Source organism: Lederbergia ruris, from assembly GCF_018332955.1.
Classification (GTDB): domain Bacteria; phylum Bacillota; class Bacilli; order Bacillales; family Bacillaceae_C; genus Lederbergia; species Lederbergia ruris.
Genome location: NZ_BORB01000055.1, coordinates 1 through 19,295, shown reverse-complemented (window position 1 = coordinate 19,295; position 19,295 = coordinate 1). Strand labels below are relative to the sequence as shown.

The following is a 19,295-nucleotide window of genomic DNA, read 5'->3' as shown; positions in this document are numbered from 1 at the left end:
ACAATCATTTTTCGGAAATCATCGTTATACCGTTTCCCATTATTTTTCTTACTCATCGGACACATCCTCCTTAAAAGTCATTGTATAAATTTAACTTAGATGTGTCCATGAAACTATACTAGCATCAGGTTAATGGAGTGGAATTTGATTTTGTTGTAAAAGATAGTAAAGCTGCACTGGAACAGTACAAATCTATTTTTGATGTAGAAGTAGTGGAGGAGACAAATTTTAAAGTAGGGAATAACGAAGTTGTATTCAATATCTACGGCACGCGTTTTCATATGCTTGATGAAAATCCTGAATATCAATTATTTGCACCGAAAGAAGGGGATACGCAATCATTTTGGTTTAATATAGTAGTTCCAAACATTCAAGAAACGTATGAAAAAGCTATCTCCGCTAATGCAACGGAAATTCAATCTGTCACAAGGATGGAGGAAATGGGCATATCAAATGCCATGTTTTCTGATAGTAGTGGATATGTATGGATGTTACATGAAATTCACCGTGAAGTATCTTTTGAAGAACGCATTGACATTTTAAGCAAAGATTTTGAATAAAATGCCTATAGTGTCCTGAACCACAAGGAAATGCAGAACGGATACCGAAATAGTTCCCATACAAAAAATAAATAGTACTCACTTTTGATCATTAAAAAACCACAGGAATGCCTTTCTGTAAAAGCATTCTTGTGGTTTTAACTGTCAAAGATGAGATTTTATCAAAAAATGAGAGCCTTCTAGGACCGATTCGTATTTTTAGTGAACGCTTAACTTTCATCCTGTCCTTCAGTGGTTTATTATAGTATTATGAATAAGTGACCTAGTCCTAGTCTAAAGGGGTATGAGAATGACGGAGGAAAATATTACAAGAATACATTTAAATGATAAAGAATACATATTGATCGGAACGGCTCATGTTTCCAAAAGTAGTGCTGAGCTTGTAAAAGAAGTGATTGAGAGTGAAAAGCCAGATGCTGTTTGTATTGAACTAGATGAAGGACGATACAAATCGATTACAGATGGTAACAAATGGAAGGATATGGATATTTTCCAAGTCATTAAAGATAAAAAGGCATCTTTGCTTTTAATGAACTTAGCGATTTCTTCCTTCCAAAGAAGAATGGCCAAGCAATTTGATATCCATCCTGGTCAAGAAATGATCCAAGGAATCGAATCAGCAAAAGACACTGGAGCCAGGCTTGTATTAGCGGATCGAAATATCCAAATTACGTTTTCTCGGATCTGGGGAAATGTCGGCTTCAAAGGGAAAGCAATGCTCCTCACACAAGTGGTCGCCAGTATTTTTAGTCGCGAGACAATCACGGAAGAAGAATTAGAAAAAATGAAGTCGCAAGATATGATTGATTCCATGCTGCAAGAGTTTACAGAAGCCTTTCCGAAATTAAAAACACCATTGATTGATGAGCGGGATCAGTATTTGGCTCAGAAAATCAAAGATGCACCGGGAGACAAAATAGTAGCTGTACTCGGTGCGGCTCATGTCCCTGGGATTACAAAAGAAATTGAAAAAGAGCATGATTTGAAGGAGTTAACGAAACTGCCTCCCAAATCAAAAGCTCCGAAGATGATTGGCTGGTCGATTCCAGTCTTGATCTTAGCAGTTATTCTCTATACCTTTATCGCCAATCCATCAGCTGGTTTACAGCAAACCATTAGTTGGTTTTTATGGAATGGAACATTATCGGCAATTGGAACAGCCATTGCTTTTGGTCATCCGCTCGCAATCATCACAGCTTTTATTGCAGCACCGATCACCTCATTAACTCCGCTCTTGGCGGCGGGCTGGTTTGCCGGAATCGTCCAAGCTTATTTTCGTCGTCCTAATGTAAGGGACTTTGAGACACTTGCGGAGGATGTCTTTCATGTAAAAGGATTTTGGCATAATAAAGTCACCCGGGTTCTATTAGTCGTCATACTAGCAAATCTTGGCAGTTCAATTGGAACCTTTGTTGGTGGGGCAGATGTCATTCGATTATTCTTTAAGCATATTTAGGTTAACAACAGATGGCTCGGGAAACTCCGGGCCTTTTTCATCTTTATATGATAAAACATATGCAGCTTATGCTAAACTCACTATCTATTAAGAAAAGGATTGGTGTAAAATGAATATTTCCAGAAAAAAAGAGATTGAACGGCTGCAAAACGAGAAGGCTGAATTGGTTGGCAATGACGTACTTCACATATTGAATGGTCAATGTATGTATGAGGAATTTACAGATCATAAACTAATGGGAGATTCTGATTATGCTCCTTTTAATGAAGCGATGTGTGTAAACGCAACGACTGAACAAGTTTTTGCTGAAGATTTTATAAAAACGCGCGCCGCGGGACATTGCGAGTCCGTTGAAAATTATATTAAAAAGGTGATAGATCCATTAGACAACCTTTTTAATAAATCATATACATATATCGTTTTATGGTTTGGCGAAGATATGTTTTGTCAAATGAATGTAATGACAATTCTTTCCTATCTTGAGCAGTCTGGATATGCAGGAAAAGTGTTCTTAAATAGCTTCAGAGAGGATGAATTTAAAGTAAGCCAAACGGAACTTCAATTAGGCAACTATGCCTCTGTATACAAAGAGGTATTAGTAAATCATAAAAAACCATCAACTCAACTACTTCCAGTCATGTACCAGGCAGTAGACATTTATTTAGAAATGCTCAAAGAAAATAATGCAGTCGTAAAGTATATCTCCCAACATAAAGATTTACCAACATCAGCATTAGTGAATAGGTTATTTGAGCTTTTTCCAACAATCGGCTACGGAGATTCACAATATATCAAACTGATAAATAAAACGAAGTAAAGGCAAGTAACATTGAACGGAGGTTAGACAATGGAAGGGCCTATGATCGAAGCAAAGAATATAAGTAAAATAATAGATGGGCAAACCATTTTAAAGCAAATTTCCTTCTGTTTACAAGGAAATAAGGCGTTTTTCATCCGGGGGAGTAATGGGTCGGGAAAAAGCACTTTACTAAAATTGTTAGCGGGAATCTATCACCCAACACATGGAACCTTAAACCGAGGTACGAATAGAATTGGATATATGCCTGAACATTTTCCAGAAGGGTTGCCTTTCCGAGTCAAAGAATATCTTTCCATTATTGCAAATTTCCATGGTTATTCAAAGAAGGAGTTAAAGGAATATATCCAATTATTTTCTATAGAAGCTTTTCTGAATACATCACTTAAACAATGTTCAAAAGGAACCAAGCAAAAGGTCGGTATTATTCAAGCACTCATTAGCAAACCAGATATATTACTTTTAGACGAACCACTTACTGGGTTAGACCAGGAATCACAGCAGGTTTTTATACAGCTGTTGGACAAGCAGAAAAGGAATAGCATGATAATATTTACAGCCCATGAAAATCCGTTAATCGAAAAGATTGCTGATGAACAATTTCTTCTCGAAGCGGGCGGACTCGCTAAATCCAATATGAAGAGCAGGAAGAAACAAATAAAATTTAAATATACGAGAGTAGACATTTTACAGAATCTCCAGTTGGTCACACATAATCGTAACGAAAAAACGGCTGTTCTTTCCGCTAATTCGGACCAAAGTGATCCATTATTACTTCATCTATTAAACAACCAATGTTCTATTTTAGAAGTGTGGGAAGAGGGGGAAAGATGAAAGGATTTTTTATTTACCAATTGTTAAGCTATTTTCGCTCTTTAAAATGGATCCCACCTGTGGTCGTTTATTTCATATGGGTGTTCGTTTTTTATACCTATCAAGGGGTTCCGATATTGAGTAGTTACTCCGTTACAAGTGTAGCGTTAGTATTTATTTCAACCTGGGTTACAATGGGGATCTTCTCGTTAGAAAACGAAAGTGAAAAACAGCTTTTATTTGTTCAATTGTCTAGTAAACTCCGCTATCTTTACGGAAAATGGTGCATTTGCGTGCTCGTGATTACACTCCTTCTGATATTTGCGATTTTTTATCCTATTCTTATCCAAGCTTTTAAACTGCCAGTCAAGCCCATCCATTTTGGCCTCACTTTGTATGGACATTTTTACTCGGCCCTATCCGGCATTTTTGTTGGCAGCTTATTTAGTGCAACCGCATTTGCACAAAAAAAGTATTCCTGGTTAGCGGCCATGCTTGTCAATATCATCGCAGTTGTTTCAGAAGGAATGATAGAAAGGTTCACGATTTTGAAATGGCCGCTTTATCTATTTCCTCCAATTGGAAAACTAACAACTTATTTTCAAAAAGGAGATGAAATTGTAGTAGAAAACGAAGGAATTCTTTTTAGTTTATGGGCTATGATTTATATCATTCTTAGTTTTGTCATTGCCACTAGGTTATTTTTGAGAAAAGAAAGTTAAATGAACACTCTCCTACTTATTTTTAGGGAGGAGGGTGTTCGGTCTAATTTTTGCTCCTATAATCAGTTGCTCACATGTTACGATCATTTTTTATTTTTGATGAATAACTCCTCAGTATTCACAAATACTTTGAATGATCATGACGATTGCTTTTTATATAGGAATAACAGCCAATCAGGATCACTAGAACGATTACGATATTAGCAGAAATATGAATCAGGTTCACTTTTGGAAAATAGGCATTGATAGACAGTATCCATTCTTTTAGCCATGGATCTCCAATTATTCCAACGACCGCTGTTTGTGCAATAAAGGCACCTGCTATAATATTGATCCACATAAATTTTGCTGCGACTTTTATAATCAATGGTAAAAAGAAGAGGGAAACAATTAAACTTAAAAAAACTCCAATCAGAGCCATTGATATGTTTTGCGAGATTTCAGAAATAACGATCACACTATCCAAACAGATTAAAAAATCTGTAGCAGCTAGTAATGATAATACCTTTACCCTTATGGAAAAAGAGCGATTTAGTAGGGAAATGTCGGTTTGATCAGTAAATGACTTTGTGACTAATCCAAAAGCAATAAATAGCAAAATCACACCCATGATTAAATGTATGACTGGAATGGTAAGCAGGGTATCCATCACAATAATATAAAGCGCTCGCGTGCAGGTAAGCACCACAGCCGCCGGAAAGACAATGTTTACCTGAGGATGCTTTCGAATGATCGCTCCTAAAATTAATAAGTTGTCCAAATCACTTATAAATGTAATTAAAAATACCTTTATGATCTCATTCATTACAATTCCTCTTTTTTCTCTTTTCATTATCTGTATGCAAGAATTTGCCAATCATTAATCATAATGATTGTTTGGTAAAAATTATGTCTTTATGAAAACGATTAGACCTTATGATAGATTCCTGATAATATAGGGTGGATGCATATTACACCATAAGAATTTGGTATACATAGGAGAATCATAGAATGAAAAAGTTTATTTGGATTGCCTGCCTTATTTATTGCTTAAATGGTTTCGGCCATATTATTATTGGGACGATCCTCGAACCAATGGTCGCATCATATGGAATCCAATATGGTGATGGCGGACAATTGATTATGAATCAATTTTTAGGATTTTTGGTTGGGGTGTTAGTGGCACCTTTTCTAGTAAATGGATTAGGCAGAAGAATGACATTATTGATTGCCTTACTATCATTTGCTGTTTCCCAATTTATTTTTGGTTCACTGCCAAATTGGAATTTATTATTATTTGTGGCCCCATTTGCTGGAGCAGGAATTGGAATCGGCGAAACCGTTGTCGCGGCATTAATTGTTGCTCATCTCAAAGAGAAAAAGGCATCCACGCTGATACTTGTTGAGGTATTCTTTGGTGTTGGAGCTTTATTGATTCCGGTTATTTCTGCCTTTCTCATTTCTAGGAATATCTGGAATCTTTCATTTTCCTTTGTAGCTTGTGTGACGACCATTACATTGCTGATTTGGTTTTTCTCCTCCTTTGGAGAAATGGATTCCGTTTTAAAAAAACAGCCTAAGAAGGTAGATGAAAACGGAAAGAAACCGGAAAAGCTTCGATATACTCGGAAACAAATTCCCATTGTGACCATTGGGGCCGTTTTTTTCTTTATGTACGTGGGTGCTGAGATGGTTTTACCTAACTATTTACCGACCATCCTCCATAAAACAACACAATTAGATGCATCCTCTTTAGCCCTAAGTATTACCGTTTTTTGGTTGGCAATGACAATTGGACGGATGTTGATGACATTTATTGTCGACAGAATTGGTTACACAAAACTCTTCGTGGTTAGCTGTATTGGACAATTTTTAGGATTGTTTGTCTTTGCATTATCTCCATCCATTTGGATTAGTTATGGTGCGATCTTTTTTACCGGATTATTAATGGGAGGGATTTTCTCGATTGGTTTGCTGATCATTAATGATACATCGCAGGGACATGAAGAAAGAACAACAAGTTTGTTAGTCGCCCTAGGTGGTTTAGGTGGCGCGATTTTACCAAAGATTGTTGGTGAATTAATCGATCGTTTTGCAATTTCTGTTACTTTATGGACAATGGTTGGCTTTGCCTTTATTTTGGTCAGTTTAATGGGCGTTATTTTTTACCTTAAGAACAAATCAGAAGTGAGAGAAGATAAAAAACAAGTATCATCAAAAATGAATAGAAGTTTATTATGAAGCTTTGCTTCTGAATAAAAGACCTTACTCTTCGTGGTAAGGTCTTTTATTCACCAATATGCAAGTTTTTCATTTATCAAACACTTCTTATATTAATATTATGGTAAACTTATAGTATATATTATATATAAATGGAGAGAGGTTCAACATGATTAAAGCTGTTTTTTTTGATTTGGATGACACCTTACTATGGGATAAAAAAAGCATTAAAGAAGCTTTTCTGTCTACTTGTAAAATAGCAGAAGAACGTTATGGGGTGGAAGCAGAAAAACTTGAGGAAGCGGTTCGTGAGCAAGCTAGGGAGCTTTATGCCTCGTACGAAACATATCCTTTTACACAAATGATTGGCATCAATCCATTTGAAGGACTTTGGGGAAACTTTCCGGATGATCATGATGAATTCAGAAAGATGAAGGATATCGTTCCTACCTATCGAAAAGATACTTGGACATTAGGATTAAAATCTTTAGGGATTGATGATACAGATTTTGGCTATGAATTAGCTGAGCGGTTTCCAGAAGAGCGAAAGAAACTGCCTTTTGTATATGAGGATACTTTTGCTGTATTAGACCGTTTAAGAGAAGAGTATCGACTTTTACTTCTAACAAATGGCTCTCCTGATTTGCAGCAAACGAAGCTTACGATCACCCCAGAGCTTACACCTTATTTTGAACAGATCGTTATTTCTGGTGACTTTGGGAATGGGAAACCAGATCCAGCTATTTTTGAACATGCATTGTCGTTAATGTCATTAAATAAGGAAGAAGCCATAATGGTTGGGGATAATTTAATGACTGATATACTTGGGGCCAATCGAGTGGGGATGAAATCCGTATGGATTAATCGTGAAGAAAAAGAACGAACAGAAGTGACCCCAACTTATGAAATTCAAAATCTAGGGGAATTGCATCAACTTTTAGATGATTTGAATAAAGTGAAATTATAATCAGATATGCTGCAGATTTAACTCTGTAGCATATCTATTGTAAATAGGGGGCTTGTAATATGGGAAATAAGTCCATCGTTTTTACCGGTGGAGGATCGGCAGGACATGTGACACCCAACATGGCGATCATTAAGGAACTCGATAAGGGGTGGGATATATTTTATATTGGATCAAGAAAAGGAATTGAAAAAGAACTCATTCAAAAAATAAATATTCCTTATTACGGCATTAATAGCGGCAAATTAAGGCGGTATTTTGATTTTCAAAATGTTAAGGATGCTTTTAACGTTATAAAAGGATATTTTGAAGCAAAAATAATTCTTAAAAAATTAAAACCTAACCTTGTTTTTTCGAAAGGCGGATTTGTTTCCGTACCAGTGATTTTAGCCGCTAAAACCCTTAGAATCCCCGTGTTTATCCATGAAAGTGATATCACACCTGGACTGGCCAATAAAATTTCGCAAAGATTTGCTACAAAAATCTTTACCTCCTTTGAGGAAGCAAAGAAGTTTTTCCCCGAACATAAAACGACCGTTATTGGTTCACCTATTAGAAAGGAAATCCTGAGCGGTTCGGCTGCTCGTGGGAGGGCTTTTCTTGGATTCCATTCTAATCTTCCTGTTTTGACGATAATGGGTGGTAGCTTAGGGGCTAAAAAAATCAATGAAATTATTAGAACGTCTTTACCTGAGTTGACATTGAAATACCAAATTGTTCATCTATGTGGAAAAGGCAATAAAGAAGAGCGATACTCAAATGTCTCAGGATATCGCCAATATGAGTATCTACATGATGAACTATCAGATATTCTAGCTGCTTCCGATATCGTCATTACGAGAGGTGGTTCAAACGCTATATTTGAATTTTTGGCTTTGAACATCCCGATGCTCATCATCCCTTTAGGATTAGATCAAAGCAGGGGAGACCAAATCCTCAATGCAAAGGCCTTCCAGGAAAAGGGCTATTGCCTTATGTTGGAGGAAGAAAAACTAGATCGTGAGACATTGATGGAACATCTAGACTCAATTTATAAGAACAAAGAAAAATTCGAAAAGAATATGAAATCAACGCAAAAAAGTTCCGCCTTAAAAATACTTGTGAAAGAAATTGAAGACTGGAATTGACACTTCCTATGGCAAAAGAGCAAACATCATGGTGTCGCAAGTAAAATTTTCATGCAAACGATGTTAAATAATAATCACAAAGATCATTCAATGGACATCCAAGACACAGTGGTTTTGTTCTACAATGCATTTTTCCGTGTTCAACAAGAAGGGCATGGTATTCTTGTAGTAAGCTGAGATCAGCTGGTAATTCACTCTCAACCTGTTTTCTGAAAAGATCATAGGATGCTGGTACATCTTTTCCAATCCGTGTAAAAATTCTTCTTGCGTAAGCATCAACGACAAATCCTGGTTTATGAAATGCATATAGGAGCATGGCATCTGCTGTTTCCCGGCCAATGCCATAGATGCTTAATAATTCAGTACGTAATGTCTGTTTATCTATTTGTTTAATTTTTTCGATATCATATTCATACTTATTAAACCATTGTATAAACGCTTTGATTCGCTTAGCCTTTATGTTGAAAAAACCACTAGATTTAATCAGTTGAGCAAGTTCAACTTCAGGTAAATGCTCAATCGTTTTAGGATCTAAAAATTCTCCTAATTGTACAAGTGCTTTTTCAACATTACGCCAACTGGTATTTTGCACAAGAATCGCACCAATCAGCATCTCAAAAGGGGTTTCAGCTGGCCACCAATTTTGCGGGCCGTAATATTGATATAAGCGCTCATAAATAAATGAATATCGCTGTTGCATTTTATAACCTCCATGATTTTGCTATTATACTAGAATGCTTGAGAAAGGTGAACCTATCGATAATTATACTATCATTTCGGGTAGTATTTTTGTGAAAGTTCAAGATTAAAATCCCATTCATAAGAGAGAATAGAAGTTTCTGCATCTAAGTATGAGAGGATTCATTTTAACAGTTGTCAAAACAGCGTAGAACTTGGATCAAAACCATTAATCCGAAGTGTGAACTAGTTTGAAAGGGGATTTTATCATCCCTCCTTTTGTGGTTTTGAAATTTATCTTTTGACATTAAATAAAGTTCGATTATTCATAAAATAGTTTGATACAATTGTATAAGTAGCTGGATTGTAGTCAAACGGACCATCCAAATTATTTAGTTATGGAGGTAGGATGAGTGGATGTACAGATTGAAAAAGCATCTCTAGAACAAAAAGTCGTATTAAGGCACTTACTCGAGTTATACAAATATGATTTTAGTGAGTTTGATCCTGAAGATGTAAATGATCAGGGATTATACGGTTACAAGTATTTTGAACAGTACTGGACAGAGCCAAGTCGTTTTCCTTTCTTGATCAAGGTTAATGGAAGTTATGCTGGATTTGCGCTGGTTCGTGAAATAACTCAAGAGGGTGAAAATCCTGCATCCTATTTTTCAATGGCTGAGTTTTTTGTTATGAAGAAATACCGAAAATCTGGTGTAGGGAAGCAAACGGCTTTTTATCTATTTGATACCTTTTCCGGAACATGGGAGGTTGCAGAGATGAAGGAGAACGTTCCAGCACAAAAATTTTGGAGAAAAATCATCTCGGAGTATACGAACGATAATTATCAAGAAGTGCAAAAAGTTGATTGGGAGGGGCCAGTTCAAATATTCATTACTGGCAAAATGAACTGAGATAGTGTGCACCCTTCTTTATACGAGTACTTTTATAGAATAATTTAAATAGAAAATAATCAAATCTTTTATAAAAAATGTATAATGATTTACATAAGTTCATTTTAGAGTATTTTCATGGATATTAAAGTACAGAAGAGGAGAGTAGCCTACTTATGAAAGAAAAACAACTAGAATTACTGGAAATATTGGAAACCCAAGGACGGATTGAAATTGATTCTCTGGCAAAGATGCTGAATATGGATGTAAATGAAGTAGCGGAAATGATAAAAAACCTTGAGCAATCACAAGTGATTCAGGGCTATTCTGCTGTGATTGACTGGTCAAAAGTACTGGGCAACGGAGATATCACGGCAATGATCGATGTGAAGGTTGCCCCGAAAAGAGGCGTAGGGTTCGATCAAACTGCTGAACGAATTTATCGCCACAGCGAGGTTAAGTCGGTTTATCTCATGTCCGGTACTTATGATTTATCGGTTACGGTCGAGGGCAAATCAATGTCGGACATTAGCAATTTTGTCGCTGAAAAGCTTTCGACACTCGATTCGGTCATTTCGACAACGACACATTTTATCTTAAAAAAATATAAACACGATGGCGTTATTTTTGATGAAAAGTCAAAGGATAAGAGAATGGTGGTGTCACCATGATGGTAACCAAAAGCAGCCATTTCGTTTCAGAGCTTGCCAATTCGATTCAGCCTTCCGGGATCAGGCGTTTTTTTGATCTCGCTTCCCAGATGGAAGATGTAGTTTCTCTTGGTGTCGGTGAACCTGATTTTACAACACCATGGAATATTATTGAAGCCAGTTATCATTCACTTGAGCAGGGTTACACCGCCTACACTTCAAATGCAGGTCTTTTCAGTTTGCGACGGGAAATCTGTCGTTATTTAACAAAATATGATTTGGATTATAACCCGGAAGATGAAATATTGGTGACCGTCGGAGCAAGCCAGGCAATTGATTTGGTTCTTCGTGCGACGATCGATAGGGGAGACGAAGTGATCATCGTCAATCCAGGATTTGTTTCGTATATCCCGCTCATTCAAATGGCAGGGGGAAAAGCCGTTCCTCTCGAGACAAAGGCGGAAAATCAATTTAAACCAACGCCAGAACAGCTCGAACCGCTGATCACTGCGAAAACAAAGGCGGTTTTTTTATGTAATCCTAATAATCCGACTGGCACGGTCCTAAGCAGAAACGATTTGGAACCCATTGCCCAAATTGTAAAAGATCATGACTTGCTCGTTTACTCCGATGAAATCTACGCGGAATTAATTTATGAAGATGATCATGTCAGCACAGGGGCGTTGGAAGGGATGAAAGAACGGACTATCATCATTTCTGGGTTTTCAAAAGCATTTGCGATGACCGGCTGGCGTCTCGGTTATGCGGTGGGACCCAAGGAGATTATTCAGGCAATGCTAAAAATCCATCAATCCTCCATGATGTGTGCATCAACCATGGCACAGTACGCTGGGCTGGAGGCATTGACCGGCAACAGTGATAATGTGAAACGGATGGTCCGCAGTTATCGTCAAAGAAGAAATTATTTAGTGCATCAGTTGAACAGTATGGGGCTTGACTGCGAATCACCAGGTGGCGCATTTTATCTGTTTCCATCGATTAAGAAAACTGGCCTATCTTCAGAGGAATTCGCAGAAAGATTGCTCATATCAGAAAAGGTCGCCGTCGTTCCTGGAAGTGTATTCGGCGAAAGCGGCGAAGGGTATATTCGTTGCTCATACGCAACCTCAATGACCCAATTGGAGGAAGCATCGAAACGAATACAGCGTTTTGTGGAAAATGTAGAGTGAATTTGATTAAATAAACAGAATGATCACCCCAATGTAAATTTAAAGGGACATTCTCGGCATAAAGGCGTTGCTTTGCAACGTTCTTTGCTATGTGCCGCTAGGAGAAAGATGTTCCTGAATAGCATTAAAACATTCGGTTAAGAGAGATAGGGAGCATTGATATGATGGTTCGAAAGAATGGCAACTTAATTAAGATGTATTGAGTGTGGGAGCTTTATCATCGGCATAAGTGGCCAATTGACTACCAAGATTTCGAGAGAATTATTCGAAGTACAGATGATGGTCATCGCATTTTCCCTCGAAATGTAAAAATATTGCGAGTCGAGAGTGGAGGAAACGTTACTTTTGCTAAAAGAGTACGCCATTGCGGAATCAAAGGGAAAAAGACGTTGAAAAATCAATTGATGATGCGAACGCGTGTGAGTGAATTCGTGCAAATGGCTTTGGAAGAGGAAGGACTGGGAAGAATGTCTGTTAGAACACAATGCTATTATTTTAGGTCTGGTATCGTGTGAGAAATAAAAAGCAGCTTTCCTCATTTACACCACCTCTTCTTCGGTGTTCTCCTTTTTACCGTCCTTCCTTTATACAATCTTCGCATTGTCTAGGATAACCATAACACTGAGTGTCTTCAATGGATCACTCTTTCAAATATTTATCAATATATTCCTTTTCTTCTTCTTGAGTTTTCTTTACTACTTTAGGTCCACGTCCTTCATTAAAGCTCTTTATTATTGTGAACACATCCCGATCTACCTCATCGAAGTTATTTTCCTGCCACTTTTTCAGAATAGAGAGGTAATCGTTATGAACCTTCGTATCCATATCGATGGATGAAATTTTATCCATAAAATACTCAATATATGGACTTTCCATTGGTATACGTCTAAACGACTCATCGGTTATTTGTGGGATTCCATCTTTTTTACCGTCAATATTCACTTTTTGCAGGCCCATATCCACCAATAACTGACCAAATACAATATCATTATCGATTTTCCCAATTTTTTCTTTGGCTTTCTCTCTATCTGAATCTGTTAGTTCCACATCGGCTTCTTCTTTTTGTATAAATTTATTGATATATTCCTTTTCTTCTACTTGAGTTTTTTTTTCTACCTCAGGTCCGCGTGCCTTACCTTCATTCAAGTACCTTATTAGTGTGCGCACATCCTGATCTACCTCACCGAAGTTATTTTCTTGCCACTTTTTCAGAATAGAGAGGTGATCATTGTGAACCTCCGGATCCATATCTATGGATGAAACTATATCCATAAAATACTCAATATATGGACTCTCCATTGGTATACGTCTAACCGACTCATCGATTACCTTTGGAATCCCATCTGTACTACCGCCAATATTTACTTTTTGAAGGGCCATATCAATCATCAGCGAGGAAACTTCGCTTTTATTATCGATCTCCCCAATTTTTTCTTTGGCTTTCTCTCTATCTGAATCTGTTAGTTCCACATTGACTTCTTCTTTCGCTTCTTCGGGCTCCTCATTTACGTCTTCTTCATTCTCCACAGTCTTAGGATCATCCACTTTATCCTGTACATTACTTTTTTCAGAATCGCATGCCCCCAATAACCCTATAATAAATACCGACGCCAGCAAATAAGAGAGCGATTTCAATTTGTACTCCTCCTTATTTGAAATCTATTAACAAGCTTAACATCTACATACAAAAATATAAAGGTTTCCCTGTTGTAACTTTAGGGAAATCTGACAATTTTATACTTACTTTCCTAAATTAGGGGTAGTACCAGCGAAGCTGACACCACTCCAATGCGTCCAGGATCAGACTTTAATTCATGAAATGTTAACGCTTCTTCCGTTTCTGGGGAATCATCAACTTTTTCCAAATGATTAATTAATCTGTCTATCCCTTCACAGGTCTGGTTAGAAAGCCTTTGATAAATAGTAGTAAAAAATTGTTCTTCGTAGGAGTAGATAGCAGAGCGAATAAGACGCTCTACTCGATCTGGGGTGGGAGGCACAATTTTTAATTCTTTATATTGTTGATATAACTTGTCCTCAACATAGTTGAATTCATGGCTATGATGTAAAACGTGCTTACACAACTAGTCTGTCATCAAATCTATATCCTATAGGGTAGCTTCGCGAAATCCGAAATAGGTGCGGATTTCCGAACGGTGGTAAGTAATGGTACATCCGGTCCAATCATATTCAGAAAAAATATCGGGATTCATTTCTAGTTACTTAGCTATGTATTCTATAACTGTTTTAGGTATCTCACCTTTTGAATGGGGGGAACTTATATTCGTATTAGAAAACTTAAGCATGACAGCAAAACCGAGTTTTGTGTTTCTCCTTTTTAGTTGTATCAACTCTTGTTCATCAGGCATGAGTATAAAGTGGTCAATTAACTCATCTAATTTCCAATTTCTTTTCAACTTTCTTCCTCCCTTTGCAGCTTTCGATACAGAGTCATACGGGAGATACCTGCTTTTTCAGCAGCATCTGTCCGACTCATCCCCTGGTCTATAAGATATAAAGCATAATTGATCTTTTCCTCGTCTGCTTTTGGCCTTCCAGGGAATTTCCCTCGTTTTTTGGCAGCTAAAATGCCTTTCTTTGTACCTTCCGAAGTAAGGTCTCGCTCAAATTGGGCAATACTAGCAAAAATAGTAAACAACATTCTTCCATGTGCTGCCGTTGTATCCAGCCAAGACTCCTTTAAACTTTTTAAATGCGCCCCTTTCTGGGCAATAAGTTCTGTAATCTCAATCAGATCCTTCGTGGAACGGAATAATTCAGTTAAGCCCGTTACAACAACGGTATCTTCTGGTCGAAGAAACTCCAACATACGGTTCACCTCAGGTCGATCCCGTTTAGTTCCTGCTACTTTTTCAAAAAAGATCCGTTCGCACCCAAATTCTTCAAGTTGCTTTTTTTGGCGATCCAAATTTTGATCAATGGTAGAAACGCGCATATAATCAAATTTCATTTGCATCCTCACCTTTTAGCCTAATTGTACCAAAACTATTAACAATTAATATTGTTACAAATAAAATTTTGGTACATATTTTTGTTACGTAATATATAATGATATATAATGGATTAGTAGACAAAATATTACTTTTCACATCATGTAACAGAAATGGTCGTTTTTGTTATAGCAAATACATAACAAATACTACTTTATAAAAAATTAGCAAAAGCTTCATTCTCTCTATTCCGCAATCGGGCCATTTTGTTAAACAAGGGGGGATACTTTTGAAACAAGGCAGAATTATTATAATTACTGGTTCACCAGGAACAGGTAAAAGTACGACGGCGTCCATTGTTGCTAAAGAATCTAGCTTACCAAAAGCTGTACATATGCACACGGATGATTTTTATCACTATATTCAAAAGGGGGCGATACCTCCATTTTTACCGGAATCACAAGAACAAAACCTAATTGTTATTGAAGCTTTTTTAGAAGCTGCAAAACGCTTTGCACGGGGTGGTTACGATGTGATTATTGATGGAATTGTTGGTCCTTGGTTTTTAAATCCGTGGTTAAATGTTGTACAAGATAATTTCGAAGTACATTACATTGTCTTAAGAGCGACAAAAGAAGAAACAATGAAACGAGCAATCAATCGCACTAAATTAGACGAAAATGACAACATTGAATTGGTAGAAAAAATGTGGGAGCAATTTAACGATTTGGGTACCTATGAATCCAATATTATCGAGACAACAAATCAATCTACCGAAGAAAGTGTTTCAGCAATAAAAGCTGTAATTGAAAAGAAATCTTCTTTACTCACGATATGATGTGATACAAAAGTTAAGCAATCGAGCGCAATTCTGGAACAAACTGTGCCGTATTCGGTCCATGTTGTTTAACAAGAAAAGAATTCTATGGGGGTGTTTTATTGTTATCTGATTTAGAATTGATGGATTATCATGTAAACGTGTTATTTAAACACGATGATAAAAATCGTATGACAGTCGTAAATGAGCCACCATACGATGATGCACCGCGTATTTTTATTGGTGGTACCCAACAGGGGAATTTAATAAGGTATTCAAGCATCCTGAGTAAGAGTCTTTTAGAGAGGTTAGAACGAGTGACTAGTAAAGACTCTGGCATCCAATTAGGAAAAATAATCGGAGTTTTGAGTGTGGAACAACAAATCAATAACTTTTGGGTAGGACCTGCTTTTTTATTCCCCGATTTGATAGGTAAGTCAACACAGACGATACAAATAACCGAGTCAAACAAGGAACTGCTCCGTTCCCATTTTCCTGATTTCCTAGATGACCTGGAATTTACACAGCCTTGTTTTGCAGTTGTTCGAAATGGATCTGCTGTTTCCTTGTGTTGTAGTGCTCGACAAACATCTATTTGCGCCGAAGCTAGTCTGCATACTGCTAAATCTTATCGCGGCAAAGGGTATGCTGTAGATGTTTCAAATGCTTGGGCAGCTGAGATACAAAAACAGGGACGGATTGCATTATATAGTACTTCATGGGACAATTTTGCATCCCAATCTGTAGCAAGAAAACTACATTTGATAAAGTATGGAACAGACATTCATATGAAATAAAGCGTGTTTATACACAAGATTTTTCTTAAACAAACGGGTTCTAAGAACTAAAATATTTGATTATTCTTTACTTTTTCCGTCTCACAAAGTATAATAAAATGGTAAAGCCGATTTCAATGAGCATATAAATAATAAGGGGTGCATTTTGTGAGTGCGGTAGTTTCTGAATAGGAAAACGTATTATAAGGAAATAAGGAAGTATTAACAGCAGGGGATTTTAGTGCTTTTCACAACCCTTAGTTTGTTATGGGCTTATTTCCACCTATGAAGATACCTACCATACTTTACAATCAAACGCATCATTTCATAATTAAAACGTTTGTTATTAACGTTTTTTGATGTATTTTTTTTTGTTTTGTAATGTAAGCTGTGGTGTCTGCCGCAGCTTTTTTTATTTTGTTAAAACTCATTGAAATCCTGTTAGGTATCTTCATTGCTGATTAAATCATCACATTGAGGAGAATGAAAATATGAATGAAAATACTTTTGAAAAATTACAATACAACGAGCTAAAAGAAATTGTAAAATCGTATTGTGTGAGCGGACTTGGACAACAATTAATGGATACATTAACTCCAAGTTCTAATCTAAAGGTAGTAAAACATCGATTAACTGAAACCACCGAAGCGCGTACCATTTTGGATGCAGGAGGAAACGTACCATTTATCGGGATTTCCAACATTGAACATACCATCGACAAATTAGATAAGGGCATCATTTTAGATCCAGAGGAGCTTTTCCGTTTTTCCGACTTTTTAAGGAGCTGCCGGAGGATTAAAACTTTCATGTGTAACAAAGAAATGTTGGCACCGACATTAGCGATGTATGCTAATTCCATGACAGAGTTCGTGGGGATAGAAGAGGAAATTAATTTTTCTATTAAAAATAATCAGGTTGATTCGGCTGCCAGTAAAGAACTCAAACGTGTTCGTTTCCAGATCGAATCCACTGAACAAAAAATTAAAGACCGATTGAATAAGTTCCTAAACAGCAGTGTTAATAAAAAATATATTCAGGAATTCGTTATTAGCGTTAAAGATGATCGCTATACAATACCGATAAAAGCTTCATACAAAAACCACGTACATGGTAGCGTTATTGAAATATCTTCTAAAGGTTCAACAGTCTTTATGGAACCTAATGTGGTAGGAAAGTTAAGTGTGGAATTAGCGACATTAAAGTCCGAAGAGGACATGTTGGAATATCAAATACTCGCTACTTTAACAGGGCTAGTGGCGGAAAATCTTCAACCGATTAAAATCAATATTGAGCTTATATCCCAATACGATATGATTTTTGCTAAAGCGAAATATAGCAAATCTATGAATGGGATTGAGCCAAATATTAATGAACACGGGGATATTAAATTAGTTGATTGCAAGCATCCGTTATTATCAGGTCATATTGTTCCGCTTCAATTTCAAATTGGAAGTAGTTACCGCAGTTTGATAATAACTGGTCCTAATGCTGGCGGAAAAACAATAGTACTGAAAACAATTGGCCTTGTCACTTTGGCAGCAATGTCCGGGTTTCATATTTCAGCTTCGAAAGAAACTCAAATTGCAGTATTTGACCGTATTTTTGTGGATATTGGCGATAATCAGAGTCTAGAAAATGCCCTTAGTACGTTCTCTTCTCACATGAAGAACTTATCGGAAATCCTGCAATCTGTAAACAATAATACACTGCTACTATTTGATGAGATTGGCAGCGGAACAGAACCTAATGAAGGGGCCGCGTTAGCCATTTCTCTATTGGAAGAATTTTATCTTAAAGGATGTATAACCGTTGCGACGACGCATTATGGAGAAATTAAACGCTTTTCCGAATTGCATAATGACTTTATGAACGCTGCTATGCAATTTGACCATGAAACACTTGAACCCTTATATAAACTGCTCATCGGCCAATCTGGAGATAGTAATGCCTTATGGATTTCGAGAAAGATGAATGTACCAGAAAATGTTCTAAGAAGAGCAGAAGACTATATGAAAAATAAAGAATATCGCTTAGAACGAATAAATGAAAGTAAAGTTCGAAAGCCAAAACCAGTTGTTGAAAAAGTAGAAACTCATATCGATTATCAAAAAGGAGATCGTGTAAAACTGCTAGACCACGACGACATCGGGATTGTATACAAGGAAAAAGACGAATATCATAACGTTACTGTGTTTTATCGAAATCAATTTATTGAAGTCAATGAAAAGCGATTGGTTTTAGACTTAAAAGCTGCTGAGTTATATCCAGAAGGTTATGATGTAGACACTTTATTTATTGATTATAAAACCCGAAAACGAAATCATGATATTGAACGAGGCTCAAAAAAAGCCCTTCGCAATGTCAATAAGGAAATACGAAGAAATAAGCAAAAATAAGTAATGAGAAAAATCCTCAACTTTGTTCAAGGTTGAGGATTTTGGGGTTTAAGCTTATTGGGGTAGGCGAAATCTATGATTTTAGAACCAAGTATTTACGAATATAAATGAAAACAGACATCTTAAAACTATTCACTTTTATTAAGTAAAAGCAATGACGTGATGCTAGTATAGTTTCATGGACACATCTAAGTTAAATTTATACAATGACTTTTAAGGAGGATGTGTCCGATGAGTAAGAAAAATAATGGGAAACGGTATAACGATGATTTCCGAAAAATGATTG

Annotated in this window: 19 protein-coding genes and 1 pseudogene; 15 read left to right on the top strand and 5 right to left on the bottom strand. The window is 36.8% G+C overall.

Going from position 1 to position 19,295, the window contains the following annotated elements:
- Window positions 1–137 precede the first annotated feature (137 nt).
- From KI363_RS19990 to KI363_RS19970, 5 genes and pseudogenes are all read left to right on the top strand, one after another.
- Window positions 138–560, top strand: a complete 423-nt coding sequence (locus KI363_RS19990; protein WP_212967416.1) for a VOC family protein — start codon at window positions 138–140, stop codon at window positions 558–560.
- A 289-nt stretch (window positions 561–849) separates the two neighbouring features.
- Window positions 850–2,016: a TraB/GumN family protein gene (locus tag KI363_RS19985; protein ID WP_212967415.1), complete on the top strand. Its 1,167-nt coding sequence runs from the start codon at window positions 850–852 to the stop codon at window positions 2,014–2,016.
- 94 nt (window positions 2,017–2,110) lie between these two features.
- Window positions 2,111–2,833, top strand: a pseudogene (locus KI363_RS19980) (AraC family transcriptional regulator); the annotation flags it as partial.
- A 30-nt stretch (window positions 2,834–2,863) separates the two neighbouring features.
- Window positions 2,864–3,667, top strand: coding sequence for an ATP-binding cassette domain-containing protein (locus KI363_RS19975; protein ID WP_212967413.1), 804 nt, complete (start codon window positions 2,864–2,866; stop codon window positions 3,665–3,667).
- Window positions 3,664–4,368: a hypothetical protein gene (locus KI363_RS19970; protein ID WP_212967412.1), complete on the top strand. Its 705-nt coding sequence runs from the start codon at window positions 3,664–3,666 to the stop codon at window positions 4,366–4,368. Before KI363_RS19975 ends, KI363_RS19970 begins: the two co-directional genes overlap by 4 nt.
- Window positions 4,369–4,486: 118 nt before the next feature.
- On the opposite strand, the gene KI363_RS19965 is transcribed toward KI363_RS19970, so the two are convergent.
- Complete coding sequence (locus KI363_RS19965; protein WP_212967411.1) at window positions 4,487–5,173, bottom strand: TerC family protein; 687 nt, start codon at window positions 5,171–5,173, stop codon at window positions 4,487–4,489.
- 185 nt (window positions 5,174–5,358) lie between these two features.
- On the opposite strand from KI363_RS19965, the gene KI363_RS19960 reads away from it, so the two are divergent.
- The 3 genes from KI363_RS19960 to murG all read left to right on the top strand — a co-directional run bounded on the left by KI363_RS19960 (window position 5,359) and on the right by murG (window position 8,658).
- The gene (locus KI363_RS19960; protein WP_212967410.1) at window positions 5,359–6,588 is read left to right on the top strand and encodes an MFS transporter; all 1,230 of its coding nucleotides are present in this window, start codon (window positions 5,359–5,361) and stop codon (window positions 6,586–6,588) included.
- Between the two features lie 148 nt (window positions 6,589–6,736).
- Window positions 6,737–7,534, top strand: coding sequence for an HAD family hydrolase (locus tag KI363_RS19955; protein ID WP_212967409.1), 798 nt, complete (start codon window positions 6,737–6,739; stop codon window positions 7,532–7,534).
- A gap of 59 nt (window positions 7,535–7,593) precedes the next feature.
- A complete protein-coding gene (gene murG, locus KI363_RS19950; RefSeq protein ID WP_212967408.1) occupies window positions 7,594–8,658 on the top strand; it encodes an undecaprenyldiphospho-muramoylpentapeptide beta-N-acetylglucosaminyltransferase in 1,065 nt (354 codons plus the stop codon).
- 49 nt (window positions 8,659–8,707) lie between these two features.
- On the opposite strand, the gene KI363_RS19945 is transcribed toward murG, so the two are convergent.
- A complete protein-coding gene (locus tag KI363_RS19945; protein WP_212967407.1) occupies window positions 8,708–9,358 on the bottom strand; it encodes an endonuclease III domain-containing protein in 651 nt (216 codons plus the stop codon).
- A gap of 391 nt (window positions 9,359–9,749) precedes the next feature.
- Between KI363_RS19945 and KI363_RS19940 the strand changes: the two genes are divergently transcribed.
- The 4 genes from KI363_RS19940 to KI363_RS19925 all read left to right on the top strand — a co-directional run bounded on the left by KI363_RS19940 (window position 9,750) and on the right by KI363_RS19925 (window position 12,584).
- Window positions 9,750–10,250 carry a GNAT family N-acetyltransferase gene (locus KI363_RS19940; RefSeq protein ID WP_158321816.1) on the top strand — a complete coding sequence of 167 codons (501 nt, stop codon included), beginning with the start codon at window positions 9,750–9,752 and terminating at the stop codon, window positions 10,248–10,250.
- Between the two features lie 155 nt (window positions 10,251–10,405).
- A complete protein-coding gene (locus KI363_RS19935) occupies window positions 10,406–10,900 on the top strand; it encodes an Lrp/AsnC family transcriptional regulator (RefSeq protein WP_158321815.1) in 495 nt (164 codons plus the stop codon).
- Window positions 10,897–12,069 (top strand): aminotransferase, encoded by a 1,173-nt coding sequence (locus tag KI363_RS19930; RefSeq protein WP_212967406.1) that lies wholly within the window; start codon window positions 10,897–10,899, stop codon window positions 12,067–12,069. The genes KI363_RS19935 and KI363_RS19930 overlap by 4 nt, the downstream gene beginning before the upstream one ends.
- A gap of 203 nt (window positions 12,070–12,272) precedes the next feature.
- Window positions 12,273–12,584, top strand: coding sequence for a hypothetical protein (locus KI363_RS19925; protein WP_212967405.1), 312 nt, complete (start codon window positions 12,273–12,275; stop codon window positions 12,582–12,584).
- Between the two features lie 124 nt (window positions 12,585–12,708).
- Here the strand turns inward: KI363_RS19925 and KI363_RS19920 are convergent, their stop codons facing one another.
- The 3 genes from KI363_RS19920 to KI363_RS19910 all read right to left on the bottom strand — a co-directional run bounded on the left by KI363_RS19920 (window position 12,709) and on the right by KI363_RS19910 (window position 15,040).
- On the bottom strand, window positions 12,709–13,704 hold the full coding sequence (locus tag KI363_RS19920; RefSeq protein ID WP_212967404.1) for a DUF6241 domain-containing protein: 996 nt from the start codon (window positions 13,702–13,704) through the stop codon (window positions 12,709–12,711).
- A gap of 584 nt (window positions 13,705–14,288) precedes the next feature.
- The gene (locus KI363_RS19915) at window positions 14,289–14,486 is read right to left on the bottom strand and encodes a DUF4158 domain-containing protein (protein WP_212967403.1); all 198 of its coding nucleotides are present in this window, start codon (window positions 14,484–14,486) and stop codon (window positions 14,289–14,291) included.
- On the bottom strand, window positions 14,483–15,040 hold the full coding sequence (locus KI363_RS19910; protein ID WP_212967402.1) for a recombinase family protein: 558 nt from the start codon (window positions 15,038–15,040) through the stop codon (window positions 14,483–14,485). Before KI363_RS19910 ends, KI363_RS19915 begins: the two co-directional genes overlap by 4 nt.
- 269 nt (window positions 15,041–15,309) lie before the next feature.
- Here KI363_RS19910 and KI363_RS19905 point away from each other — a divergent pair, with 269 nt between their 5' ends.
- From KI363_RS19905 to KI363_RS19895, 3 genes are all read left to right on the top strand, one after another.
- The gene (locus tag KI363_RS19905) at window positions 15,310–15,858 is read left to right on the top strand and encodes a P-loop nucleotide/nucleoside kinase family protein (RefSeq protein ID WP_212967401.1); all 549 of its coding nucleotides are present in this window, start codon (window positions 15,310–15,312) and stop codon (window positions 15,856–15,858) included.
- Between the two features lie 101 nt (window positions 15,859–15,959).
- A complete protein-coding gene (locus tag KI363_RS19900) occupies window positions 15,960–16,634 on the top strand; it encodes a GNAT family N-acetyltransferase (protein WP_212967400.1) in 675 nt (224 codons plus the stop codon).
- A gap of 470 nt (window positions 16,635–17,104) precedes the next feature.
- The gene (locus KI363_RS19895) at window positions 17,105–19,009 is read left to right on the top strand and encodes an endonuclease MutS2 (RefSeq protein WP_158321811.1); all 1,905 of its coding nucleotides are present in this window, start codon (window positions 17,105–17,107) and stop codon (window positions 19,007–19,009) included.
- The last annotated feature ends 286 nt before the right edge of the window (window positions 19,010–19,295 follow it).